This window comes from Ruegeria sp. C8 (assembly GCF_056537565.1).
Genome location: NZ_JBQFRV010000001.1, coordinates 531,622 through 554,039 on the forward strand (window position 1 = coordinate 531,622; position 22,418 = coordinate 554,039).

General features: G+C 57.9%; 24 protein-coding genes. 12 read left to right on the forward strand and 12 right to left on the reverse strand.

Annotated elements, in window-relative coordinates; genetic code table 11:
* Positions 1–17 precede the first annotated feature (17 nt).
* The 7 genes from mltG to fabD form a co-directional block, all read right to left on the reverse strand.
* Positions 18–1,175 carry an endolytic transglycosylase MltG gene (gene mltG, locus ACR0KL_RS02675; RefSeq protein ID WP_170676447.1) on the reverse strand — a complete coding sequence of 386 codons (1,158 nt, stop codon included), beginning with the start codon at positions 1,173–1,175 and terminating at the stop codon, positions 18–20.
* The gene (gene fabF, locus ACR0KL_RS02680; protein WP_170676449.1) at positions 1,176–2,441 is read right to left on the reverse strand and encodes a beta-ketoacyl-ACP synthase II; all 1,266 of its coding nucleotides are present in this window, start codon (positions 2,439–2,441) and stop codon (positions 1,176–1,178) included. It abuts the gene before it with no gap.
* 189 nt (positions 2,442–2,630) lie between these two features.
* Complete coding sequence (locus ACR0KL_RS02685; protein WP_170676451.1) at positions 2,631–3,374, reverse strand: 1-(5-phosphoribosyl)-5-[(5-phosphoribosylamino)methylideneamino] imidazole-4-carboxamide isomerase; 744 nt, start codon at positions 3,372–3,374, stop codon at positions 2,631–2,633.
* A 124-nt stretch (positions 3,375–3,498) separates the two neighbouring features.
* Entirely contained in the window at positions 3,499–4,038 is a 540-nt protein-coding gene (locus ACR0KL_RS02690; protein ID WP_170676453.1) for a GNAT family N-acetyltransferase, read from the reverse strand.
* A gap of 139 nt (positions 4,039–4,177) precedes the next feature.
* Positions 4,178–4,411, reverse strand: coding sequence for an acyl carrier protein (locus tag ACR0KL_RS02695; protein ID WP_008756330.1), 234 nt, complete (start codon positions 4,409–4,411; stop codon positions 4,178–4,180).
* 209 nt (positions 4,412–4,620) lie between these two features.
* Complete coding sequence (gene fabG, locus ACR0KL_RS02700; RefSeq protein WP_170676455.1) at positions 4,621–5,358, reverse strand: 3-oxoacyl-[acyl-carrier-protein] reductase; 738 nt, start codon at positions 5,356–5,358, stop codon at positions 4,621–4,623.
* A gap of 42 nt (positions 5,359–5,400) precedes the next feature.
* Positions 5,401–6,339, reverse strand: coding sequence for an ACP S-malonyltransferase (gene fabD, locus ACR0KL_RS02705; protein WP_170676457.1), 939 nt, complete (start codon positions 6,337–6,339; stop codon positions 5,401–5,403).
* Positions 6,340–6,513: 174 nt separating this feature from the next.
* On the opposite strand from fabD, the gene ACR0KL_RS02710 reads away from it, so the two are divergent.
* A complete protein-coding gene (locus ACR0KL_RS02710) occupies positions 6,514–7,740 on the forward strand; it encodes a cytochrome b/b6 domain-containing protein (protein ID WP_480776614.1) in 1,227 nt (408 codons plus the stop codon).
* Positions 7,741–7,801: 61 nt separating this feature from the next.
* On the opposite strand, the gene ACR0KL_RS02715 is transcribed toward ACR0KL_RS02710, so the two are convergent.
* Together ACR0KL_RS02715 and ACR0KL_RS02720 are read right to left on the reverse strand one after the other, a co-directional pair.
* Entirely contained in the window at positions 7,802–8,374 is a 573-nt protein-coding gene (locus ACR0KL_RS02715; protein WP_170676461.1) for a YceI family protein, read from the reverse strand.
* A 130-nt stretch (positions 8,375–8,504) separates the two neighbouring features.
* The gene (locus tag ACR0KL_RS02720; protein ID WP_170553073.1) at positions 8,505–9,023 is read right to left on the reverse strand and encodes a hypothetical protein; all 519 of its coding nucleotides are present in this window, start codon (positions 9,021–9,023) and stop codon (positions 8,505–8,507) included.
* 284 nt (positions 9,024–9,307) lie between these two features.
* Here ACR0KL_RS02720 and rpsF point away from each other — a divergent pair, with 284 nt between their 5' ends.
* The 6 genes from rpsF (at position 9,308) to ACR0KL_RS02750 (ending at position 13,068) form a co-directional block, all read left to right on the forward strand.
* Complete coding sequence (gene rpsF / locus ACR0KL_RS02725) at positions 9,308–9,661, forward strand: 30S ribosomal protein S6 (RefSeq protein WP_068332653.1); 354 nt, start codon at positions 9,308–9,310, stop codon at positions 9,659–9,661.
* Positions 9,662–9,688: 27 nt separating this feature from the next.
* Entirely contained in the window at positions 9,689–9,916 is a 228-nt protein-coding gene (gene rpsR, locus ACR0KL_RS02730) for a 30S ribosomal protein S18 (protein WP_005608650.1), read from the forward strand.
* 12 nt (positions 9,917–9,928) lie between these two features.
* Positions 9,929–10,549 (forward strand): 50S ribosomal protein L9, encoded by a 621-nt coding sequence (gene rplI, locus ACR0KL_RS02735; RefSeq protein ID WP_170374042.1) that lies wholly within the window; start codon positions 9,929–9,931, stop codon positions 10,547–10,549.
* A gap of 149 nt (positions 10,550–10,698) precedes the next feature.
* Positions 10,699–11,184: a lytic transglycosylase domain-containing protein gene (locus ACR0KL_RS02740; protein ID WP_170374043.1), complete on the forward strand. Its 486-nt coding sequence runs from the start codon at positions 10,699–10,701 to the stop codon at positions 11,182–11,184.
* 220 nt (positions 11,185–11,404) lie between these two features.
* Positions 11,405–12,106 carry an autoinducer binding domain-containing protein gene (locus ACR0KL_RS02745; RefSeq protein WP_170374044.1) on the forward strand — a complete coding sequence of 234 codons (702 nt, stop codon included), beginning with the start codon at positions 11,405–11,407 and terminating at the stop codon, positions 12,104–12,106.
* A gap of 107 nt (positions 12,107–12,213) precedes the next feature.
* The gene (locus tag ACR0KL_RS02750; protein ID WP_170676467.1) at positions 12,214–13,068 is read left to right on the forward strand and encodes an acyl-homoserine-lactone synthase; all 855 of its coding nucleotides are present in this window, start codon (positions 12,214–12,216) and stop codon (positions 13,066–13,068) included.
* A 94-nt stretch (positions 13,069–13,162) separates the two neighbouring features.
* Here the strand turns inward: ACR0KL_RS02750 and tig are convergent, their stop codons facing one another.
* The 3 genes from tig to ACR0KL_RS02765 form a co-directional block, all read right to left on the reverse strand.
* On the reverse strand, positions 13,163–14,494 hold the full coding sequence (gene tig, locus ACR0KL_RS02755) for a trigger factor (protein WP_170660300.1): 1,332 nt from the start codon (positions 14,492–14,494) through the stop codon (positions 13,163–13,165).
* Positions 14,495–14,678: 184 nt separating this feature from the next.
* Positions 14,679–15,803 carry a porin gene (locus ACR0KL_RS02760; protein ID WP_170553061.1) on the reverse strand — a complete coding sequence of 375 codons (1,125 nt, stop codon included), beginning with the start codon at positions 15,801–15,803 and terminating at the stop codon, positions 14,679–14,681.
* A gap of 308 nt (positions 15,804–16,111) precedes the next feature.
* Positions 16,112–17,755, reverse strand: coding sequence for an NAD(P)H-hydrate dehydratase (locus tag ACR0KL_RS02765; protein ID WP_170676469.1), 1,644 nt, complete (start codon positions 17,753–17,755; stop codon positions 16,112–16,114).
* 169 nt (positions 17,756–17,924) lie between these two features.
* On the opposite strand from ACR0KL_RS02765, the gene ACR0KL_RS02770 reads away from it, so the two are divergent.
* The 5 genes from ACR0KL_RS02770 (at position 17,925) to ACR0KL_RS02790 (ending at position 22,403) form a co-directional block, all read left to right on the forward strand.
* The gene (locus ACR0KL_RS02770; RefSeq protein WP_170325301.1) at positions 17,925–18,263 is read left to right on the forward strand and encodes a P-II family nitrogen regulator; all 339 of its coding nucleotides are present in this window, start codon (positions 17,925–17,927) and stop codon (positions 18,261–18,263) included.
* A gap of 33 nt (positions 18,264–18,296) precedes the next feature.
* Positions 18,297–19,703 (forward strand): type I glutamate--ammonia ligase, encoded by a 1,407-nt coding sequence (glnA, locus tag ACR0KL_RS02775; RefSeq protein ID WP_170374049.1) that lies wholly within the window; start codon positions 18,297–18,299, stop codon positions 19,701–19,703.
* Between the two features lie 103 nt (positions 19,704–19,806).
* Positions 19,807–20,451 (forward strand): MSMEG_1061 family FMN-dependent PPOX-type flavoprotein, encoded by a 645-nt coding sequence (locus ACR0KL_RS02780; RefSeq protein WP_170676471.1) that lies wholly within the window; start codon positions 19,807–19,809, stop codon positions 20,449–20,451.
* A 63-nt stretch (positions 20,452–20,514) separates the two neighbouring features.
* On the forward strand, positions 20,515–21,306 hold the full coding sequence (locus ACR0KL_RS02785) for a lytic murein transglycosylase (RefSeq protein ID WP_170676472.1): 792 nt from the start codon (positions 20,515–20,517) through the stop codon (positions 21,304–21,306).
* A 200-nt stretch (positions 21,307–21,506) separates the two neighbouring features.
* Positions 21,507–22,403 carry a hypothetical protein gene (locus tag ACR0KL_RS02790; protein ID WP_170639565.1) on the forward strand — a complete coding sequence of 299 codons (897 nt, stop codon included), beginning with the start codon at positions 21,507–21,509 and terminating at the stop codon, positions 22,401–22,403.
* Positions 22,404–22,418: the final 15 nt, after the last annotated feature.

The window sequence follows — 22,418 nt, forward strand, 5'->3', positions numbered from 1 at the left end:
CTGTTTTTCGTTTTAACTTAGTTGCCCGAGTTTCGTTCGGCCTCAATCTCGCGCCATTTCGCGACATTGCGGTTATGTTCCTGCAACGTCTCGGCAAAGGCATGACCTCCAGTGCCATCCGCAACAAAGAACACATAGTTCGTGTTGTCAGGCGCAACGGCTGCTTCGAGGCTCGCCAGACCGGGGTTGGCGATCGGGGTCGGTGGTAGCCCGTCGATCTGATAGGTGTTCCAAGGTGTTGGCCGGTTCAACTCGCTGCGCCGTAGGCCACGTCCCAACGTTCCCTGCCCCTTGGTGACGCCGTAGATCACCGTCGGGTCTGTCTGAAGGCGCATGCCTTGATTCAGACGGTTCACAAAGACGCTGGCGACCTGGCCCCGCTCTCCGGGAACGCCCGTTTCTTTTTCGATGATCGAGGCAAGGATCAGCATTTCCTCAGGGCTTTCCAGCGGCAAACCCTCTTGGCGGTTTTCCCAGGCAGCATTGATCCGAAGCTGTTGTTTGTCCTGCATCGCTTTCAGGATGTCGTTGCGGTCCTGACCGGCAGCGACATCGTAGCTGTCTGGCGCAAGCGAGCCTTCGGCAGGAATCTCGGAAATCTCGCCGCTCAGCGCTTCAAAACCCTTCAACGCCTCAACCACCTGCCACGAGGTCACGCCTTCTGCGAGTGAAACACGATAGCGCGTGTCTGCCTCTTGGCGCTTCTCCTGATAGGCCGCCGGGGATTCTTCCTCGGCCATATCAAACTCGGCGATTTCGTCGAATTCCAGCGTGGCTGGGTTCAACTCACGCACGCGAGTCTGAGCGCGGGTCACGCCGATGCGGTATTCGATCTCCGAACCGCAGGTGCTCGCGCCGCTGCTGGTGATCTCGTAGATGATCTGCTCCATCGACGCGCCTTCACGCACCAAAAAGCTGCCTGCTTTCAACTGCTGCGCCCGGTCGGTGTAGTCGGCGGCCATGCGAAAGATCGTGGCGTTGGTGATCGCGCCCTGGTCCTCAAGCTCGCGGCTGACCCGCGTCATGTTCGAACCGCTTTCCACCCGCAGGCAGATCGCGGTTTCCAGCGGGCCTTCTGACTGATACTGGGTCTGGCCCCAAAGGATCAGACCGCCCACCAGAAACAGGCCGACCACCAGGATGGTCAGCGCGTTCGATGCAATGGCCCGCCACATTTAACTGGCCTTTCCGAAGATCACGCTGGCATTGGTGCCACCAAACCCAAACGAGTTCGAAAGGGCCACGTTGATCTCACGCTCGCGCTTTTCGTTCGGAGCTAGATCAATCGGTGTTTCAACCGCCGGATTTTCGAGGTTGATGGTCGGAGGAGCCACCTGATCGCGGATCGCAAGGATCGAGAAGATCGCCTCAATCGCGCCTGCAGCCCCGAGCAAGTGCCCCGTGGCCGATTTGGTCGAAGTCATGGTGGCATTCGCTGCATGGTCACCCAACAGACGCTCAACAGCACCCAATTCGATGGTATCCGCCATGGTCGAGGTGCCATGCGCATTGATGTAGTCCAGATCTTTCGGCTCCAGCCCAGCGCTGCGCAGAGCGGCTTTCATCGAACGCTCAGCCCCGTCGCCATCCTCGGACGGTGCGGTGATGTGATAAGCGTCGCCCGACATGCCGTAGCCCAGAACCTCGGCATAGATCTTCGCGCCGCGCGCCTTGGCGTGCTCGTATTCTTCCAGAATGACGATGCCTGCGCCCTCGCCCATAACAAAACCATCGCGGTCAACGTCGTAGGGGCGGCTGGCTTTCTTCGGATCGTCTGCATATTTGGTCGACAGCGCCTTACAGGCATTGAAACCTGCAATGCCGATCTCGCAGATGCAGCCTTCGCCGCCACCGGCCACCATGACATCGGCGTCGCCTGCGCGGATGATGCGGCTTGCATCCCCAATCGCATGGGCACCTGTCGAACACGCAGTCACGACCGAGTGGTTCGGTCCCTTGAACCCAAACCGGATCGACACCTGACCGGACGCCAGGTTGATCAGTGCGCCGGGAATAAAGAAGGGCGACACACGGCGCGGGCCTTTGTCACGGATTAAGTTAGCGGTATCCGCAATCGAGCCCAGCCCACCAATACCAGAGCCGATCAGAACGCCAGTGCGCAGGCGATCTTCCTCACCCTCAGGGGTCCAGCCTGCATCCTTGCACGCCATCTCCGCCGCAGCGATCGAGTACAGGATAAAGTCTTCGATCTTGCGTTGTTCTTTCGGAGGCATCCAGTCATCGGGGTTGAACGTTCCGTTTGTTCCGTCCCCACGCGGCACCTCGCAGGCATAGGTCGTAGTGACCCCGCTTGCCTCGGCATCGAAATGTGTGATTGGCCCTGCGCCGGACTCTCCGTCCAGCAGACGCGACCAGGTTTCCTCGACTCCGCTGGCCAAAGGAGTGACCAACCCCAGACCGGTTACGACGACTCTGCGCATGAAGTGCCTCTTGCCTGCTTACTGTTATGCGAACCGCTCATACCCCGGCCCGGGGTACGGGGGCAAGGGCCACGCTACATTCCCCGTCTGCATCTTGCGGTTTCAGCTTGATTTTGGGCGATCCTGCGCCTGCCAATCCCCCTCGCCCCGCTGACATCGCAGGGCGAGAGAGATTCATTTTCGGTACCGTTACTGGAACTGCGCCACTGGCTCATGCGCGCCAGCTGCTACGCCCAGAGCGTCGGACAGATCGACTGTTTTCCGGAACAAAGCCCTACCAACAATCGCACCCGCAATGTTCGGGATGTAGGACAGGCGTGAGATATCGTCCGCAGTACGCACCACGCCGCTGGCAATGACTGGCGTCCGCGAATGCTGCGCCAGACCGGAGATCAGGCCCAGCTGCGCCTCAACGTCTTCCATATCACTGTCGATATCGGTCACAACGATGGCTGCAAAAGGCGTGCCGTCAAAGGCATCAATAAACGCCTCGGGTGTGAACGCGCTTTGGCTGCGCCAACCGTCGGTCATGACAAACCCCTGCCAGACATCGACCGCAAGAACGATCTGATCCGGGTAGAGCTTGGCCAGCTCTTTCACCAAGTTGGGGTCCCGCGCCGCAAGCGTTCCGATCACAACGCGGCCCGCGCCCTTGTCAATCCAGTATTCGACCTGCTCGCGGTTACGCATACCACCGGCCAATTGCACGGGTATCTCGGCCGACCGAATGATCTCTTCCACCAGTTCATGGTTGGTATCTCGGCCTTCTACGGCATCGAAGTCCGTCAGATGCATCCACTCGGCCCCGGCCTCGGCCCAACCCCGCGCGGTTTCGACCGGGTTCACATGCCAGATCATCGCATCCTCCAGACGCCCTTTGTCCAAGGTGACGCAGCGACCGTTCTGAAGTTCCATTGTGGGGTAGATTCTCATGAGCTTTCTCCTCCGCCCAAGCGCCCTAAAATCTCATAGTAACATACACGCTCACTTCCGAGCCTGCTGCGACTAGGATCGGCATTGTTTGCGCTGTTTGCGGCATAGCGGTGTGTTGGCGGTATTACGCCCGCGCCGGAGGGCCGTTGCGACGAAGAAGATGGACCGGGGTGCCGTTGTACTTGGCCTCACGCATTACGACATAGCCCAGCTTTTTCGCCAGCTTCTGCGACGAGGCGTTGGCTGCGTTCACCATCGCCACCAATCGGCCCGGCATGATCCGATCAAACCAGTCATGGGCGGCCTGAGCGGCCTCATATCCGAGACCCAGCCCCTGAGCTTCGGGGGCCAGAACCCAACCGGCTTCGGGATAAGTGTCGAAATCCTCGCCCATTGCACGGTTTCCATAGAAGAAACCGGCCTGACCGATCAGCTTGCGATTCGATTGCTGCAGCACACCCCATTGCCCGAACCCGGCCATCTGCCAATGCCCTGCATTGCGCAGAAACGAGTCCCAGGCCTCACCGCGCGACCGCGGGGTGCCACCAATATGGCGCGTTACACACGGGTCGCGCCAGATCTCGGCGAACCGTTCAAAATCCTCAGGGCGCATCGCACAGAGTGTCAGACGTGCCGTGTTTATCATCGGGGTGGATCTTATCATGTCCTGCCCACCTTGAATTGTGCCTCAGTGGAAACAGTGCGAATCGAAATCGCCTCGTGCAACCCTGAATTTAACGCGGGCACAAAAAAGCGGCGCCTCCGTTGCCCGGAAGCGCCGCTTTTCTATCAGTACGATACGCTTAGGACGCTTCGCTGATGAATTTGACGGCGTCGCCAAAGGTCTGGATGGTCTCGGCTGCGTCATCGGGAATCTCGATGCCGAACTCTTCTTCGAAGGCCATGACCAGTTCAACGGTGTCCAGGCTGTCTGCGCCCAGGTCGTCGATGAACGAAGCGTTTTCCGCTACTTTGTCTTCTTCAACACCCAGGTGTTCAACAACGATCTTCTTCACGCGATCTGCGACGTCGCTCATGTCTATTCCTCATTCTTTCTTCAGGGCGATCCGCCCGGTTCTGCCCTTGCCCGCTCGGGATGGACTTGTTTTGCCCGTTCCGGGCGGTTTGGCTCCCGGCTGTCCGGGAAAGTCGAGGGCCGACCAAAACGACCGGCCCCAGCATAGATGCGCCGCCTATAACATAGTCGACGCGCAAGGCAAACGCTTTCGCACTGCCTTGGTTGAGGTCACAACATGGCCATGCCGCCGTTCACATGCAAGGTTGTTCCGGTCACATATCCGGCCTCGGGGCTGGACAGGTACAGAACAGCTGCCGCGATTTCCTCAGGGTCACCCATGCGACCGGCCGGAACTTTCAGCAACAAACCTTTTTTCTGCTCGTCCGTCAGCTTTTCCGTCATCGCCGTCGTGATAAAGCCAGGGGCCACTGCGTTCACCGTAATCCCACGCGTTGCGACCTCATGCGCCAGCGCTTTCGAGAACCCGATCATCCCTGCCTTTGAGGCCGCATAGTTCGCCTGCCCCGGATTGCCGATCGCTGCAACCACGGACGAGACATTCACGATCCGGCCCCAACGCGCCTTCATCATGCCCCGGATCACGCCTTTGCACAGCTTCATGGTCGAGGTCATGTTGACGTCAATCACGCTCTGCCATTCCTCGTCGGACATGCGCATGAAAAGGTTGTCACGGGTGATGCCCGCGTTGTTGATCAGGATATCGACCGAGCCCATCGCTTCAGCTGCCTGTTTCGGCAGGGCCTCGACGGCTTCGGAATCGCTCAGGTTGCACGGCAGCACGTGGGCGCGTTCGCCCAGTTCGTCGGCCAGTTTCTGCAGCGGTTCAACCCGCGTGCCGGACAGACCGACCGAGGCACCCGCGCCGTGCAGAGCCCGTGCGATATCGCCTCCGATACCACCCGAAGCGCCAGTGATCAGCGCGTTCTTACCTGTCAAATCAAACATTCTATTTCCCTCGTGAGACGCCCCGAAGGGCGCGTTCTATGCTTACGATTCGGCCTGTACGGCCTTTTGAACATCCTCAGGCGTACCAACGGCCTTGCCCGCAATTGCCCGGTCAATCTTGCGGATCATACCAGACAGAGCCTTGCCCGCGCCAATTTCCCATGTCTCGGTGACCCCCTGCGCCGCCATATATTGCACGCTTTCCCGCCACCGGACCGATCCTGTGACCTGCTCGACAAGCAATTGGCGGATCAGATCCGGATCTGTGACCGCCTCGGCCCGCACATTGGCGATCAGTGGAACGGCCGGTGCCTTGATCTCAACTGCGGCCAGGGCCTCGGCCATCGCATCCGCCGCGGGCTGCATCAGCGCGCAATGAAACGGAGCGCTGACGGGCAGCATAACCGCACGCTTTGCACCCTTTTCCTTGGCAATCTCAGCCGCACGTTCCACAGCAGCCTTCGCGCCGGATACCACAACCTGGGTCGGGTCGTTGTCATTGGCTGCCTGACAAACCTCACCCTGCGCGGCTTCTTCGGCAACGGCGCGCACGGCATCGAGATCCAGCCCCAAGATCGCGGCCATCGCACCTTCGCCTACCGGAACGGCGCTTTGCATGGCTTGCCCACGGGTCCGCAACAGGCGAGCAGTATCAGCCACCGTCAACGCACCAGCAGCAGCCAGTGCGGAATACTCACCCAATGAATGCCCGGCCACAAAAGCGGCATCGGTGACCGAGACGCCTTCGGCCTCAAGCGAGCGCATCGCCGCCATCGAGGTCGCCATCAGCGCCGGTTGTGCGTTCTGCGTCAGGGTCAGATCGGCAATATCGCCTTCCCAGATCAGCTGGCTCAGCTTTTCGCCAAGCGCGTCGTCCACCTCGTCGAAAATGGCCTGAGCTGCCGGGTATGCCTCGGCCAGAGCCTTGCCCATGCCTATGGTCTGGGCACCCTGCCCTGGGAAAACGAACGCGCGTGTCATTGCAACCTCTTGGATGACGTTAGGTTGCGGCGGGGTGTAAACCGTGTGAGGACGCGGCACAAGTAGGGCCTGCGCTCTGCATTCGGGCACCATCTCTGTGCGCGGGTCGGGCTTGTGCCGAATCCGTCTGGCTTTAGGTTCAAGACAGCCAATCGAATCCGGAGCGTGCAAGAGATGCCCTCGACCAATACCTTTTCCACCTATGGCAGCGTGACCAAGACTTTCCACTGGTTGACCGCCCTGCTGATCCTGACCGCCCTGCCCTTGGGCTGGTTTGCCAATGATTTGGCGCATGCCATTTATGACCCGAACATCCCGACCAGCGAATCCGATATCGCACGGGCCGCAACGCTGTTTTCCCTGCATAAAACGATCGGGGTCACCGTGTTCTTCGTGGCGCTGGCGCGTATCCTCTGGGCGCTGACCCAAACCAAACCCGGCCTGCTGAATGCCGACAACAAGCCCGAGGCCTTCGCAGCCGAAACCGTTCACTGGATGCTCTACGCTTCGCTTGTTCTGGTGCCCTTGACCGGCTGGATACACCACGCCGCGACCGAAGGCTTTGCGCCCATCTGGTGGCCCTTCGGCCAAAACCTGCCCTTCGTGCCCAAATCCCTCTATTTGTCCGAGGTGACGGCAAACCTGCATTGGCTGTTCATCTGGGTTCTTGGCGGGTCGCTGGCGCTGCACATCGCGGGCGCGCTGAAACATCATGTCGTGGACAAGGACAGCACCCTGCGGCGGATGCTGCCGGGACGCACTGACGCGCCCGAGCCTCCGGCCCAGCACCACTCACCCGTACCTGCATTTGCAGCCCTGGCCATCTGGGGTGCCGTTCTGGTCGGTGGCTGGTCCATCGGAGTGTTCGAGGATCACGCAAAAGGCGCCGTGGATGCGGCCGAGCTTGGCGATGTGCAATCCGACTGGAACGTCGAAGAAGGCACCCTGTCGATCACCATCTCGCAGTTGGGCAGCCCCGTCACCGGCAGCTTCGGCGAATGGACGGCCGCAATCGCGTTTGAAAACCCCGCCCAACCGGGCCCTGCGGGATCGGTGGATGTGACCATCGCCATCGCGTCGCTCAGCCTCGGGACGGTCACAGACCAAGCCATGGGCGCTGATTTCTTCGACAGCGCGCAATTCCCAACGGCCCAGTTCAAAGCTGACCTGTTCAAAACAGATTCAGGCTACGAGGCCCGAGGCCCCCTGACCATCCGAGACAAATCGGTGGACGTCGTACTGCCCTTCTCCCTGCAACTCGAGGACAACACGGCAACCATGTCCGGCACATTAGAACTGAACCGCATGGCGTTCGATGTCGGCACATCCCAACCGACCGAGGAGTCTCTGGGCTTCAACGTTACGGTCTCCGTTGACCTGACGGCGAAACGTTCAGAATAAAAAAAGAAACCGCCGGGGGTTTTGGCCCCCGGCGGTTGTGATCCAAAGGATCAGAGCAGATTTACTCGGCTTTCTGAGCCTCGACAGAGATCTGCACCTGAACTTCATCGCTCACGAAGGGCGCGAACTGACCCAGGTCGAACTCGCTGCGCACCAGCGTCGTTGTTGCGTCGAAGCCGGCCCAGGGCTTGTTTGCCATCGGGTGGCTGTCAGCCTTGTTCAGCTTGGCATCCAGAACAACCGACTTGGTAACGCCGTTCATGGTCAGGTCACCGGTGATATTGGCGGTGTTCTCGCCGGTCACTTCGATCGAGGTCGAGGTGAACGTGACCAGATCCCCTTCAGAGGCACCAAAGAAATCTTCGGTCATGAAGTGATCTTCACGCGGCTTCCAGCCCGTGAACATCTCCAGAACCGGCATCGAGACCGAAACGCTCGACGCGGCGGGGTCTTCCTGATCGAACATGATCTCGCCCTCAAAGCCCGAGAACATGCCGTAAGTGGTCGAGAAACCAAGGTGATCGTAGCTGAAAAGCACCTGGCTATGGCTGGGGTCCAGAACGTATTTTTCGGCGCTGGCGAAAGCAGTGGTTGCCGTTAGGGCAAGCGCGGCAGCAAGGAGGGTGGATTTCATGACTGTCTCCGGGTTTGTGGACTATACGCAAACATAGTGCGTTTGCTCGGAAACAAAAATGTGCTGCCCAAGGGCAGCACACAAGTCTTTTTGATTCACAATTTCTGTGCCTGGTTGAACAGAATAAATCTCAGGCGAAAATTGTTACACTTTGGCTGAGTTGCCCTTTCAGCGCTCGGCTGACATCCGCCGATTGCAGCGGCAGTTTCATCAGCAGGCTGCCGTCGACATCGAACAACTGCACCTCGTCATCCTCGAACTTTGCACCACCCAAGCTGTCATAGCTGCGACGCAGAACGGTCTGAGGGCGTCCGTTTTCATTCTTCTGCAGAACGCGCACCTCGCGGCGGATCGGGTCAAAATAGGCATCCGGGCGGCTGTCCATCACTTCGATCGTCAACAGGCTTACGCCAACGATCAGGAACACCATCGAGGCCACCATTTTGATCGGCCAAACCTCGGCACCCAACATCGAACCGGGCATCAGCCACATCGAAAAGGCGGAAACGATCAGGAAGGCTCCGACGGCGCGCGCCAAAACCAGCCGCGCTTGCCAGTTCGCTTTGAACGTGATCATGACCGGAACGGAATGCTCAAAGCTCGTACCCGTCGCTTTATTGTCGAGCGTATTTGTCTGTATCGCGGTCATAACATCCATACCCTTGTTAAGGTTACCGTCGTGAGTCTGTGCTATCCGGTTATTTCCGGGTTGCTTATCAACTTCGGGGCGAAAAGCGTCAGGAATTGGGCGCGGCAGTGGAAATTGGGCGACTTCACAGAGGCATATGTGGCAGGGCTTGCCCCGCCCGCTCAAACGTGTATACGGGGCCATCCTTCGCAGGAGATATGAATCGCGCAGCCTCTCGTGGCAGGGTCGCGAAGGACCAGATGGCCCCGCCTTTGAAATGCGCCTTGATATAAACAGGAGTGCACATGCCACTGTATGAGCATGTAATGATCGCGCGTCAGGATCTGTCCAACGCGCAGGCAGAAAGCCTTGTCGAACATTTCGGCACCGTTCTGGCTGACAACGGCGGCAACGTCGTCGAAAGCGAGTACTGGGGCGTCAAGACGATGGCTTACAAGATCAACAAGAACCGCAAAGGCCACTACGCCTTTCTGAAAACCGATGCCCCTTCGGGTGCGGTTCAGGAAATGGAACGCCTGATGCGCCTGCATGATGACGTTATGCGCGTTCTGACCATCAAGGTCGACGAGCATGCCGAGGGCCCCTCGGTCCAGATGCAGAAGCGCGATGAGCGCGAAGGCCGCCGCGAGCGCCGCTGATCAACGCCTGACGAAAGGACATAAACCATGGCCGCAAAACCATTTTTCCGCCGCCGCAAGGTCTGCCCGTTCTCGGGTGAGAACGCGCCGAAAATCGACTACAAAGACACCCGTCTGCTGCAGCGCTACATCTCTGAGCGTGGCAAGATCGTACCTTCGCGCATCACCGCCGTTTCGGCGAAAAAGCAGCGTGAACTGGCTCGTGCTATCAAGCGCGCCCGCTTCCTCGCCCTGCTGCCCTACGCTGTGAAGTAAGGAGAGACTGACATGCAAGTTATCCTTCTGGAACGCGTTGCGAAACTGGGTCAAATGGGCGACGTCGTTGACGTTAAGCCTGGCTACGCCCGCAACTTCCTGCTGCCCCAAGGCAAAGCCCTGAGCGCATCGAACGCCAACATCGCGTCGTTTGAAGCCCAGAAAGCACAGCTGGAAGCGCGCAACCTGGAAACCAAGAAAGAAGCTGAAGCCCTGGCTGAAAAGCTGGACGGTCAGCAGTTCATCGTGATTCGCTCGGCATCGGATGCTGGCGCTCTGTACGGTTCGGTCACGCCTCGTGACGCCGCAGACGCTGCGACCGAAGCAGGCTTCACTGTCGACAAGAAACAGGTCGTTCTGGTCGCTCCGATCAAAGAACTGGGCCTGCACGTGGTTGCAGTTCGCCTGCACCCTGAGGTTGAAGTCGAGATCAAGATGAACGTTGCTCGTTCGGAAGAAGAAGCCGAACTGCAGGCATCGGGCAAATCGATTCAGGAACTGGCTGCTGAAGAAGAAGCCGCTGCTGAATTCGAAATCGCCGAACTGTTTGACGACATCGGCTCGGCCGCGTCGGAAGACGAAGATCTGGCGCCCGAGGCCGCTCCGGCGGACGAAGACGAAGCCAAAGCCTGATCTGGCTGACGCAACAAGATTCAAGGGCTGCGCCACTCGCGCGGCCCTTTTTCGTATCGGAACCAGCAAAATTCAGCCAAACTTTAAAGCTAAGGTTGCGACAAGACCCGTGATCCATATGATCGCCGCCTGAAGTTCGGAGTAGTTTGATGGCCCTATTCTCTCGTCGCAGCATCATCGCTTTCCTTGCCCTGTCTGCCCTCGCCGCGTGCAGCGGTGCCGAGGTTTCACGCGGTGACGCCGATCCCTTCGATCCGCCGCTCTACCCCAACGAAACGCCCGAGCTGAGGGCCTCAATCAACAAATGGGCCGATCACTACGAACTCCCCAGAGAGCTGGTCCACAAACTTGCGATACGCGAAAGCACGCACAGGCCATGGGCTGTAAACCGGCCGTATTACGGGCTTTTGCAGATCCTACCCGCTACCGCACGTTCGATGGGATACAAGGGAAATGCCCAAGGTTTGCTGAATGCAGACACAAATCTTGAATATGCAGGCAAGTACCTGAAAGGTGCCTGGATGCTGGCGGACGGAGATCAACAACGCGCGATTTTCCTTTACGCCAAAGGGTTTTACCCCGAAGCAAAGGCGCGCGGAATGCTCGTAGAAACAGGGCTACGACCCGCGCCCTAGACCCTAGACGCTGTTAGCAGTTTGGGCAAAATAGTGACAAAAATGCTCTATAGCTTGAAACAACACGCCAAAAGCTTAGACATTTCCTGCATTGACTTGTCATGTTTTGAATTATGTGATGTCCTGATTGCCGTGAGGTAAGTTGGGTTCCACTCTAGGTAAATTGCAAGTCCGGCCACACCACTGGACTTCAAGATAAGCCGCAGGTCGTAGGCGAAAGATGGAGATCGTTGATCTGAGCACTCTGCCGGACTCAGAAACTCGGTACACCGAGTTTCTGAAGCAAGTGTGCGAAAAACACGATATGGATCACGCCGCCTACGCTGGGATGAACCCCGCTGCGGGCAAAGTTGCTGGCTTTGTGACCTATGATGATGCCTGGAACGAGCATTACCAGAAACAGGGTCTGGTCATGATTGACCCGACACTTCACATGGCAAAACGCAGCATCGCCCCCGTTGATTGGAGCCGCCTGGAACGCAGCCCCGACTTCCAACGCGTATTCCGCGATGCACATGATTTTGGCTTGTCCAATCAAGGCGTTACGATACCGGTTCGCGGCCCATACGGGGATATCGGGTTCCTGAGCGCGACGCGGGATTGCTCCAAGGAAGAATGGCGTAAGCTGTATACCCATGTGATCAGCGATCTGCAGTCCATGGCCGTGCATATCCATGACAACGTGGTGACCTCGGATGAGCTGACAGGTGCGCTTTATCACCCGAACCTCTCGACCCGCGAGGCCGAGATCCTGCAATGGGTGGCGGCAGGGAAATCTCAGCAGGATATCGGCGACATTCTGTCGATCTCGCACCGCACGGTTGAGGTTCATCTGCGCTCCAGCCGCGAAAAACTCAGCGCTTTGACGACGCCTCAGGCCGTTGGGCGGGCGATCGCGATCGGGCTTATCACCCCGGGATAAACACAAAAATCACACAATTCGGCCAAAATACGGGAAACCCCCAATAGAAATCTCCCTTCAAACGAGTAACGATCGGTTTACCGAACAACCACTCGAAGGGGGAAACCATGATCATCGTAGTAGATGGGCTGAACAGACACCAATTCAGCGACGTTCTTGACGAAATGTTTGAACTGCGCGCGCGCGTATTCGGCGAGCGCTTGGGCTGGGACGTCAAAATCGAAGACGGCAAAGAAATCGATGAATTCGATCATCTTGATCCTGCATACGTAATCGGACTCGACGACGGGGGGAATGTCGTCGCAGCCGTGCGCGCCCTGCAGACCACCGGACCGCACATGTTGTCGGACGTATTCTCGGCCATCCTTGACGGCGAACCTCCGATCCGCAGCGCGACAATGTGGGAATCCACCCGCTTCTGCGTCGACACCCAACGGCTGAACCGCGGCAAAGACAAGAACTCGGTTTCTTACGCAACCTGTGAGCTAATGATCGGTTCGCTGGAATATGCAAAGAACGCCGGTATTCAGGACATCATCACCGTGATTGACCCGATCATGGATCGGGTTCTGAAACGGTCGAACTGTGCGCCCTATGACTATGTGGGTAAAACCGTGCCGATGGGCAAAGTCTCGGCCCTTGCCGCCCTTCTGGATTGCACCGATGAGCGCATCGACGCCATTCGGGACTTTGCAGGCATCAAAACCGACGTTTTCCTGGAAGAAGACAAGGCGCTCGAGCTGTTCAACAGAAAGAAGCAGGTTGAACAGAACCCTGCAAATCGCGACCACAAGCCGCTCACAGAGCTTGAGAAGTACTTTGTGGAGCAGATGAACGCAGCGCGGAATGAGGCCGAACGGCAAGATGTTCTGAGGCTGATAGAGACGCTCTCCAACACCTTCACGCCAGAGCAGAAGACCGCTCTGCTACATACCCCCCGTGCTTTTGCTCATGAGGCCTGACCCCCTCACCTCATAGTACAAAGCCACCCTAGCGGAGTCGCCCTGATCAGGCGGCTCCGCTTCTATTTTGGCGCCCCGAAAGGGGGGAAGAGGATTATTCCTCTTCCAATGCCTCAACGGCTTTTTGCAGGTCGTCCTTGCTGACTTCTTTGTCAGATACCTGAGCCAGTTCGAACACGTAGTCGACGACCTTGTCTTCAAAAATCGGCGCGCGCAGCTGCTGCTGCATCTGTGCGTTCTGCTGAACGAACTCAAAGAACTGACGCTCTTGCCCCGGGTACTGACGCGCCTGGTTCATGATCGCTTGGGTCATCTCGGCGTCGGTGACTTCAACCTCAGCCTTCTGACCCAGCTCGGCCAGCAGCAGACCCAGACGCACGCGGCGCTCGGCCAGTTTGTTGTGCTCATCCGAAGGCTCGATCTCGCCGTGGTCATGGCCTTCCACATCCGGGTTTTCCTCGTGGAACAGCTGGTGTGCGATTTGCTTGGCTTCGGCTTCAACCAGCGACGGAGGCAGATCGAACGACACTTTGGTGTCCAGCGCGTCCAGCAGGCCACGCTTCATGACAGCGCGCGCAGCACCGGCATATTCAGCTTCCAGACGCTCAGAGATCTGGCCCTTCAGGGCTTCCAGATCTTCCGCACCGAATTTGGTTGCCAGCTCGTCGTTGATCTCGGCTGCGACCGGCTCTTTCACTTCTTTGATGGTGCAAGTGAAAACAGCGTCTTTACCGGCCAGGTGCTCGGCGCCGTATTCCTCGGGGAAGGTGACGTTGACGTCTTTTTCTTCCTCGGCTTTCACGCCAACCAGTTGCTCTTCGAAGCCAGGGATGAAGCTGTTGGAGCCCAGAACCAGCGGGTAGTCCTCGGCCGAGCCACCTTCGAATTCTTCGCCATCAACCTTGCCAACAAAGTCGAATACGATCTGGTCGCCGTCCTTGGCTTTCGAACCCTTGCGGCGTGCTTTGAAGTCCTGCGCGGTCTCGGCCAGGTTGTTCAGCGCTTCTTCAACGGCTGCGTCGTCCGCTTTGACAACCAGCTTTTCCAGCTCCACCGATTTCAGGTCGACCTCGGGGATTTCCGGCAGCGCCTCGTAGGACATTGCGACCTCGACATCGTCGCCTTCTTTCCAGTCCTCGTTGGTCATCTTGACCTCGGGCTGCAGCGCAGGGCGGTCGCCGCTATCTTCAAAGTGCTTGTTCATCGCACCGTCGATGGTTTCCTGCATGGCTTCGCCCAGCAGACGCTGGCCAAACTGCTTTTTCAGCAGCGCCATCGGCACCTTGCCTTTGCGGAAACCCTTCATCTCGACTTCGGGCTGCGCTTCGGTCAGCTTCTCGTTGACCTTGTCGTCCAGCTCGGCTGCGGTCACAACGATGTTGTAGCCGCGTTTCAGACCTTCGTTCAGCGTCTCGGTAACCTGCATTATGGTAGTCCCCATAGGATTCGGGGCGCGCAAAACGGCGCGCCGGGCAAATTTGACGCCTTCTATTTGCCCAGCCGCCCACGTGCAAGGGGGCAATGCCCGGATCACCCCGGTTTTACCGTCTTCAACAGCAAAAAAACGCCCCAGTTGGAACCAGAGCGTTTTGTGAAACATCTATCGCTGATCAGAACTGCCAGCGCGCGCCCAAGACCCAGGCTTCGTTCTTGTCGAACGACGTCCCATCTTCGAAATCGTGGTTGCGGTATTTCAGGTAGGCATCCGTGTTGATCGAGTCGATCCGCTGCACGACTGCGATACCCCACGCTTTGGTGTCCGACCCATCGTTGTTGAAGTCTGAGCCATCGTAGTAGTCGATGCCCACACCGGTTTTACCCCAGGCCACCCAGTCGCCCTCGTAAGCAATTTTTGCATACCAGAAGCTTGGGTCCGATGCGCCACTTGCGGTGTCGTCCCGCGACCCTGCAGCAGCGGTAAAGCTGAACCCGCTGGGCAGCAGAACCGAGGCAGACCCTATGGTATCCTTGCGCTCACCCGAAACATTGTCGAAATCTCGCACGGCATAGGCCACGCTGGCAGCAAACTCGACGCCACCGGCAAAGGTGTTGTTATACGCGATCGCAAAGTCGTAATACGTGTCATCGTCGCTGCTGGAGAGCGCGTTTTCACCATAGGCGACAGCTGCACTGAACCCGTTGAAGTCAGGCGTATCGTAGCGCACGCGCGTCCGGCGGCCACCGTCAAAGTTGCTGCTGGAGTCACCGACCGTAATGTCGCTGAGTACCCCATCGGTTCCGCGATAGAAGAAGCCCGAGTTTTCATCGTTGGTGAACGAATAGAGCGCCGTTCCAACATAAGACAAGTCCGTCTCAGCCGCCCCGTCCGAAGCCATGCTGCCCTGCCCCGCCGAGAACTTGCCGTAGCCGCCCTTCAGCGCGAAATCCACGTGACGGATATCTTCCCGCGTCCAACCGCTGAAATCCGTACCCAACTGGTTCCATTCGCTCGAGTTTGGCAGTCCTAGTCCGGTTTCGAGCCGAAACGTAAACTCGTTGTCGCCGTAGGGCTGCATAAGGCGCAAGCCGACACGGCTGTTGGACAGGTCGTTGTCCAGCAAACGTGTCTCGGTGTCTTGTCCGTCGTCAACTGAGATCAGCGCCGGGTTGAACTGTCCGTAGAGCTCTACATATCCGCCGCTATTGTTTTCGTATTTCAGCTCAGCCGCAGCTGGAATGGCCGTGGTCGCCGCCAAAAGCGCCGCAACAGACGAGGTTTTCAGGTTAAGGGTCATGTCACTCACCTTGAAATAGTTTGTTATTTGGTCTTGCTCACATGCTCACCACACCGAGCCGTTCCAATGGGGCGCGCCCTACGCCGAAAGAAGGTGACGAATCCGCAACAGAATACCTTGGCGCAATCAAGATAAGTTGTTTTAATTCAATCATCTAACTGCCTTCCCGCAAAAACAACGGGCTGCCCCCAAGAAAAATCCGATAGCTTCTCATGAGCGCAGCAAATAGCCGCTATGCGCACAGGGAAATTCCTGTAACGAACGCGCGATCAGATGTGATTTTCGCATCCCGATCGCGCAAGACGCACTTACATATTCATACACTTATAAACATCAGGCAAGACCTCAGGCAGGTCTTCAGCGATTAATCCAGGACCGAACCGACGCGCGCATTCCACGTGAAGCCACGCCGCCGTCTCCGCCGCGCCCATCGCGTCGAACCCCCGAGCCAATAATCCGGTGATGAAACCGGCTAACACATCCCCGGACCCGGCCGTCGCCAGCCAAGGGGCCGCGCGCTCATACTGCGCCGAATGAACCGAACACCGCCCGTCCGGGGCGGCGATCACTGTATCTGGCCCTTTGAACAGCACCACACAGCCCGCACGCTTTGCAGCCTCACGCGTTGCATCCACCTTAGAAAAGGCAGGACCACGGGTCGGTGGGGCGGAGAGCTTCTCGGCAATATCAGGAAACAGCCGCGCAAACTCGCCGCCGTGAGGCGTCAGAACACAAGCCACATGTAGCTGAGCGAACAAGGCCGAAGGGTCTTCGGAAAATGCCGTTAGCGCGTCCGCGTCCAACACCGTCGCGCGCTTCGCCGCGAGGGCAACAGGTACCAGATCCGCCGCCCGCTCAACACCCATTCCAGGACCAAGACACACAGCGTTAAGTCGATGATCCGTCAGAATGTCGCGCAAGTCGTCGCCCCCCTCGACCCGCATCATCATCAAGGCCGTGATCTGAGAGGCCACCTCCATCTGCGCCGAGGGCGGCACACCCAATGTCACCAACCCTGCCCCAATCCGTAACGCCCCCCGCCCAGACAGTCGCGCGGCTCCAGTTTTTCCAAACCCACCCGTCAGAATCAAAGCATGCCCATGCGCGTATTTGTGGCCCGGTACACCTTTCCCTAGCTCCTCGCCAGACGGCTGCCGAACCGCCGTCACCACCTCGGATGCGCTCGGCTCACCCTTAAGCCCGATATCCTTGACGACCAGCTTCCCGCAATAGGACGCCCCATCCTCCAGCACATGCCCAAGTTTGCGCGAATGAAACGTGACCGTCAGGGCCGAGCGGGCACAGCGCCGGCCATGTGCCGGAAACGCACCCCCCAAAACCTTTCCTGAGTCTGAACAAAGCCCCGAGGGCAGATCAATCGCGACGGTCCGTGGTGGCACGATATCTGTACCGCGCCCCTTCCGCCGCAAAGCCCAGGCATCTGCTGCATCATCATGCGCCCAAAGGTGTTCCCAAAGCGCAGCATCGTCGATTGGCCGCGCCAACCCTGTCCCAAACAGCGCATCAATCGACACATCCGGATGGCGCAAGTCCTCATCCCCCAAATCCGCAGCCGCGCGTGTTGGTCCACCCCACCGCTCATAATTCGTCCGCGCGTCCTCAGGCAGTTTTGACGGGTCGCCAAACAAGACCACCTCAACCGCCCACCCCCGTTGTCGAAGCAGCCGCGCCACCACAAAACCGTCGCCCCCATTGTTCCCAGGCCCGCACAGCACCATGGCTCGCAAGGGATCCCCTTCATCTGGCCTTAAATATCCCGGGGAGCTCGAGGGGCTTGCCCCTCGATCCCTCAGCTCTGGCCATTCCTCGAAGATCGCGTCCACAACGCCCTGACCCGCGCGCTCCATCAGCTCCAGCCCGGTCACCTCGCCCGAGTCGATGGCCGCCCGTTCCAGCGCACCCATCTGCGCAGCCGTCAGCAAATCAACCATCTCAATTCCTCACGCGATTCAATTTCGATTACTTTTTGTGCAAACCGATCAAAATTTGACCATGCGCCTTTTTTCAATGCACCAGATCACGCCGAAGCGCGCAATCGGATTGCTGCATCCCTTTAGACGTGATCACTGCACCTCAGACAACCATGCAAGGTGAGCCGGAATGAAAAAGATCGAAGCGATCATCAAGCCGTTCAAACTGGACGAAGTGAAAGAGGCACTGCAGGACGTTGGCGTCCAGGGTCTCAGCGTGATCGAAGTCAAAGGCTTTGGCCGCCAGAAAGGTCACACCGAGCTGTATCGCGGCGCGGAATATGTCGTCGACTTTCTGCCCAAAGTAAAAGTTGAGGTCGTACTCGACGACGATCAGGTTGACGCTGCGATCGAAGCCATCGTCTCGGCCGCGAAAACCGACAAGATCGGTGACGGCAAGATCTTTGTCTCACCTGTCGAGCAAGCCATTCGCATCCGTACCGGCGAGACCGGTTCGGAAGCCCTGTAACACACACATCTTCAACCCAGAGGAATCAAGAGAATGAGCAAGGACGCAGTTCTTCAGCTGATCAAGGAAGAAGGCGCAGAGTACGTCGACATCCGTTTCACCGACCCGCGCGGCAAGCTTCAGCACGTGACCATCATGGCCGACCAGGTCGATGAAGACTTCCTGGAAGAAGGCTTCATGTTCGACGGTTCGTCCATTGCGGGCTGGAAGTCGATCGAAGCGTCGGACATGAAACTGATGCCCGACACCGAAAGCGCCTATGTCGACCCGTTCTATGCGGAAAAGACCATCTGCTTGCACTGCTCGATTGTTGAGCCCGACACCGGCGAAGCCTATGAGCGTGATCCTCGCGGCACCGCTCAGAAAGCTGAAGCATACCTGAAATCCTCGGGTATCGGTGATGTCGCCTACATGGGCCCCGAAGCCGAATTCTTCCTGTTCGATGACGTCCGTTTCTCGAACAGTATCAATAAGGTATCCTACGAAGTTGATGCAACCGATGCGTCGTGGAATACTGACACCGAGTACGAGATGGGCAACATGGGCCATCGTCCGGGCGTCAAGGGCGGCTACTTCCCCGTGAACCCCGTTGACGAAGCACAAGACCTGCGTTCGGAAATGCTGTCGACCATGAAGCGTCTGGGCATGAAAGTGGACAAGCACCACCACGAGGTTGCGTCCTGTCAGCACGAGCTGGGCCTGATTTTTGACAGCCTGACCAAGCAAGCCGACGAGCTGCAGAAGTACAAATACGTCATCCACAACGTTGCACACGCCTACGGCAAATCGGCCACCTTCATGCCGAAGCCGATCGCAGGTGACAACGGCACCGGCATGCACGTGAACATGTCGATCTGGAAAGACGGCAAGCCTCTGTTCGCTGGCGACAAATACGCCGACCTGTCGGACGAAGCATTGTACTTCATCGGCGGCGTTCTGAAGCACGCGAAGACCCTTAACGCCTTCACCAACCCATCGACCAACAGCTACAAGCGTCTGATCCCGGGCTTTGAAGCACCTGTTCTGCGCGCCTACTCGGCCCGTAACCGTTCGGGTTGTGTCCGTATTCCGTGGACCGAAAGCCCGAAAGCCAAGCGCGTCGAGGCTCGCTTCCCTGACCCAGCTGCGAACCCCTACCTGGCGTTTGCCGCACTGCTGATGGCTGGTCTGGACGGCATCAAGAACAAAATCGATCCGGGCGAAGCCATGGACAAGAACCTGTACGATCTGCCTGCCGAAGAGCTGGCCGACATCCCGACCGTTTGCGGCTCGCTGCGTGAGGCTCTGGAAGCTCTGGCATCCGATCACGACTTCCTGCTGCAGGGCGACGTGTTCACCAAAGACCAGATCGATGGCTACATCGCACTGAAGATGGAAGAGGTCGAAACCTACGAGCACACACCGCACCCGGTAGAATACGGCATGTACTACAGCTGTTAAGCCGGTTGCAGACCTACCATTCCAAGGGCGTCCATTCGGGCGCCCTTGTCTCATATGGCGTGATCTTTCAAACTGGCCGTCAAAACAGGTTGGGAGAGAGCGCATGTCACCCGATGACCCGTTCGCGCAATTCAACGAATATGTGACCTCGGCTGATCAGCTGGAAGGCATCACCGGCGCGCCATTGCCTCAGATCATCGCAAAGGAACTTTCGGCTCTGGATCAGATGTGCCGGGACTTCATCGACAGGTCCACCTTCTGCCTGATCGCATCAGCCAACCCGGACAGTTATCTCGATATCTCGCCGCGTGGCGACCCAGAAGGATTCGTGCATGTCATCTCGGACCAGATGCTCGCCATCCCCGATCGCCCCGGCAACAAGCGCGTCGATACCTTTCACAACGTTCTGAAGGACCCACGCGTTAGTGTGATCTTCTTCGTCCCCGGCAAGATGGAGACGCTGCGCCTTCGCGGTACGGCGCGTATCTGTGTCGATGAAACGCTCTTGAGGACCATGGCCATCAAAGGCAAAGCGCCCAAGTTGGCGCTACTGGTCCATGTCGAAACCGCTTTTGCCCACTGCCCTAAATGCGTCATCCGCTCCAACCTCTGGCAGCCGGAGAACTGGCCTGACTCCTCGGATCTGCCGAACATGAACGCGATGATGGTCAAACACGCCAAGATCGGCAGAACGCCTGATGAATGGTTCGAAGACCTCAAGCAAGCTGGCGAGTTGGACCTGTATTAAACCCTTTTCGAAGCAAGGGCTGGCGTTTAGCCTTAATGCAGATTGTATGAGGGAATTGACCTGATGTTGCGCATTCTAACCCTGACGCTCGCTCTGTCTGCACCGACGCTTAGCCTCGCGGCCCCTTGTGGGAACACCAGTGCCGGGTTCGAGGCCTGGAAAGCTGATTTTGCCAAGCAGGCCAAGAAATCCGGGGTAAAGAAGAAGGGTCTGCAAGCCCTAGCACAGACGCAATATGCGACCGGAACCATTGCCGCGGATCGCAACCAGAAAAGCTTCAAATACTCGCTGGATAAATTCATGCGCGTGCGCGGGGCCGATACCATCGTTGCGCAGGGACGCAAACGTAAGGCAAGAAACCCGGAATTCTATGCCGCGTTGGAACGCCAATATGGAGTTCCAGCAGGGGTTCTGATTGCCATTCACGGTATGGAAACCGGCTTTGGGGGTTTTATGGGCGACAGTCAGGTTGTGTCAGCAATAACCACTCTGGCCTATGATTGTCGCCGATCCGAGTTCTTCATTCCTCACGCAATTGGGGCACTGAAGCTGGTCGATCAAGGCAGTATTACCATGGCGACAAAAGGGGCAAAACATGGCGAGTTGGGCCATACTCAGTTTCTACCCGGCAACGCGCTGACCTATGGTGTCGATGCCACTGGGGACCGGCGTGTCGACTTCTACAACATGACGGACGCGCTGGCCTCAACCGCCAATTTCCTGCGCAAGAAAGGCTGGAAACCCGGTCGCGGCTACCAGCCGGGGCAACCCAATTTCAAGGTTATCCAGCAGTGGAACGCCGCCTCGGTCTACCAGCAATCTATCGCGATAATGGCTGCCCGAATCGATGGATAGCCCGGCCGCGATCCCGCCGCGCACCCCTCACAGTTCAGCCACAATATCGCCATAGTTGCACGGAAAAAGCCTCAATCGCTTGGTTTCCAAAGCGTAGTCAATCCATCTGAATTTCGATTTTTTTTGTAGTTTCGTCAAATTCTGCCCCACATCGCGCTTTAGAATGATGCCCAAGACGACTTGCGGCAAAGGAATGCGCAGTGACCAAAAAGCACAGCTATCATGGCGGCTTGCAGTTTGCAGGCGACACCGACGGCGCGGTCGAGCGTTTCGGAACAATTGTCGCCGCGACCCTTGAAGATTACGGCCACCTCGTTGAGCGCAAGGCCCTGCTGAGCAACACTGAGGCGAGCATCGTCTGCAGCCAGTATCTGGTGCGGTTGACGCTCGAGACAGAGGAGCTGCAGCCCGACGACCGGCATGATCGCCTGGACCGCGCTGCCGGGCTGAAGACCCTGGTCAGGCCGTCTGCGTCGCGTCCTCGCAACCGGTTGGTTATCAACATCTCCCCAGTGTCCCCCTTGCTGGATGATTCCGAAATCTCGGAGTTGATGCTGGTGGTTATCCTGTATCGCATGGTCGACATCTGCTCATCCCAACGGGTGGAGTGGCTGTCGCCTCATACGGTTCTGACAGTCGAGCAGTTCATGAGCGCCTTTGACACGCTCGCACCGACCAAACCAAGAAATCGCAAACAGATCTTTCAGTCGGTCAGCGGACAGTTTGCAGGGTTGAACTATCCGGAACCCGAAGAGTCCGAGATTGCCAAACCTGCCCCCCGCCCCATCCAACTGACCGATGAGCAATTGCTGAGCATCGCCTTTCGAACCGAAGATGACCCAGTGGCGCAAGCGACACCTGATCCGCAAGAGTACACATCCGATCGCCCAAGCGACGCCCTACGGCTGAGTAGTTGGTGCCTTACTGGTGTCGTCGCCAGCATGTCGGCTCCGATTGCTGTGTCGATGGCCGCAGTCAACCTGATCCGGGGCGAGGATTTCCGCCTGAACACTCAGGTTCTGGTCTTTACCTTTGCCATCGTTGCGCTGAACGCCAGCAATGCATTTGCCGATGTCGCCACCGCGCTCGGCATGTAACCCAACTACCGAAGA

Bases quoted from the DNA above. Each gene is read 5' to 3' on its own strand.
- mltG (WP_170676447.1), bottom strand. From the start codon at position 1,175: ATGTGGCGGGCCATTGCATCGAACGCGCTGACCATCCTGGTGGTCGGC.
- fabF (WP_170676449.1), bottom strand. From the start codon at position 2,441: ATGCGCAGAGTCGTCGTAACCGGTCTGGGGTTGGTCACTCCTTTGGCC.
- ACR0KL_RS02685 (WP_170676451.1), bottom strand. From the start codon at position 3,374: ATGAGAATCTACCCCACAATGGAACTTCAGAACGGTCGCTGCGTCACC.
- ACR0KL_RS02690 (WP_170676453.1), bottom strand. From the start codon at position 4,038: ATGATAAGATCCACCCCGATGATAAACACGGCACGTCTGACACTCTGT.
- ACR0KL_RS02695 (WP_008756330.1), bottom strand. From the start codon at position 4,411: ATGAGCGACGTCGCAGATCGCGTGAAGAAGATCGTTGTTGAACACCTG.
- fabG (WP_170676455.1), bottom strand. From the start codon at position 5,358: ATGTTTGATTTGACAGGTAAGAACGCGCTGATCACTGGCGCTTCGGGT.
- fabD (WP_170676457.1), bottom strand. From the start codon at position 6,339: ATGACACGCGCGTTCGTTTTCCCAGGGCAGGGTGCCCAGACCATAGGC.
- ACR0KL_RS02710 (WP_480776614.1), top strand. From the start codon at position 6,514: ATGCCCTCGACCAATACCTTTTCCACCTATGGCAGCGTGACCAAGACT.
- ACR0KL_RS02715 (WP_170676461.1), bottom strand. From the start codon at position 8,374: ATGAAATCCACCCTCCTTGCTGCCGCGCTTGCCCTAACGGCAACCACT.
- ACR0KL_RS02720 (WP_170553073.1), bottom strand. From the start codon at position 9,023: ATGACCGCGATACAGACAAATACGCTCGACAATAAAGCGACGGGTACG.
- rpsF (WP_068332653.1), top strand. From the start codon at position 9,308: ATGCCACTGTATGAGCATGTAATGATCGCGCGTCAGGATCTGTCCAAC.
- rpsR (WP_005608650.1), top strand. From the start codon at position 9,689: ATGGCCGCAAAACCATTTTTCCGCCGCCGCAAGGTCTGCCCGTTCTCG.
- rplI (WP_170374042.1), top strand. From the start codon at position 9,929: ATGCAAGTTATCCTTCTGGAACGCGTTGCGAAACTGGGTCAAATGGGC.
- ACR0KL_RS02740 (WP_170374043.1), top strand. From the start codon at position 10,699: ATGGCCCTATTCTCTCGTCGCAGCATCATCGCTTTCCTTGCCCTGTCT.
- ACR0KL_RS02745 (WP_170374044.1), top strand. From the start codon at position 11,405: ATGGAGATCGTTGATCTGAGCACTCTGCCGGACTCAGAAACTCGGTAC.
- ACR0KL_RS02750 (WP_170676467.1), top strand. From the start codon at position 12,214: ATGATCATCGTAGTAGATGGGCTGAACAGACACCAATTCAGCGACGTT.
- tig (WP_170660300.1), bottom strand. From the start codon at position 14,494: ATGCAGGTTACCGAGACGCTGAACGAAGGTCTGAAACGCGGCTACAAC.
- ACR0KL_RS02760 (WP_170553061.1), bottom strand. From the start codon at position 15,803: ATGACCCTTAACCTGAAAACCTCGTCTGTTGCGGCGCTTTTGGCGGCG.
- ACR0KL_RS02765 (WP_170676469.1), bottom strand. From the start codon at position 17,755: ATGGTTGATTTGCTGACGGCTGCGCAGATGGGTGCGCTGGAACGGGCG.
- ACR0KL_RS02770 (WP_170325301.1), top strand. From the start codon at position 17,925: ATGAAAAAGATCGAAGCGATCATCAAGCCGTTCAAACTGGACGAAGTG.
- glnA (WP_170374049.1), top strand. From the start codon at position 18,297: ATGAGCAAGGACGCAGTTCTTCAGCTGATCAAGGAAGAAGGCGCAGAG.
- ACR0KL_RS02780 (WP_170676471.1), top strand. From the start codon at position 19,807: ATGTCACCCGATGACCCGTTCGCGCAATTCAACGAATATGTGACCTCG.
- ACR0KL_RS02785 (WP_170676472.1), top strand. From the start codon at position 20,515: ATGTTGCGCATTCTAACCCTGACGCTCGCTCTGTCTGCACCGACGCTT.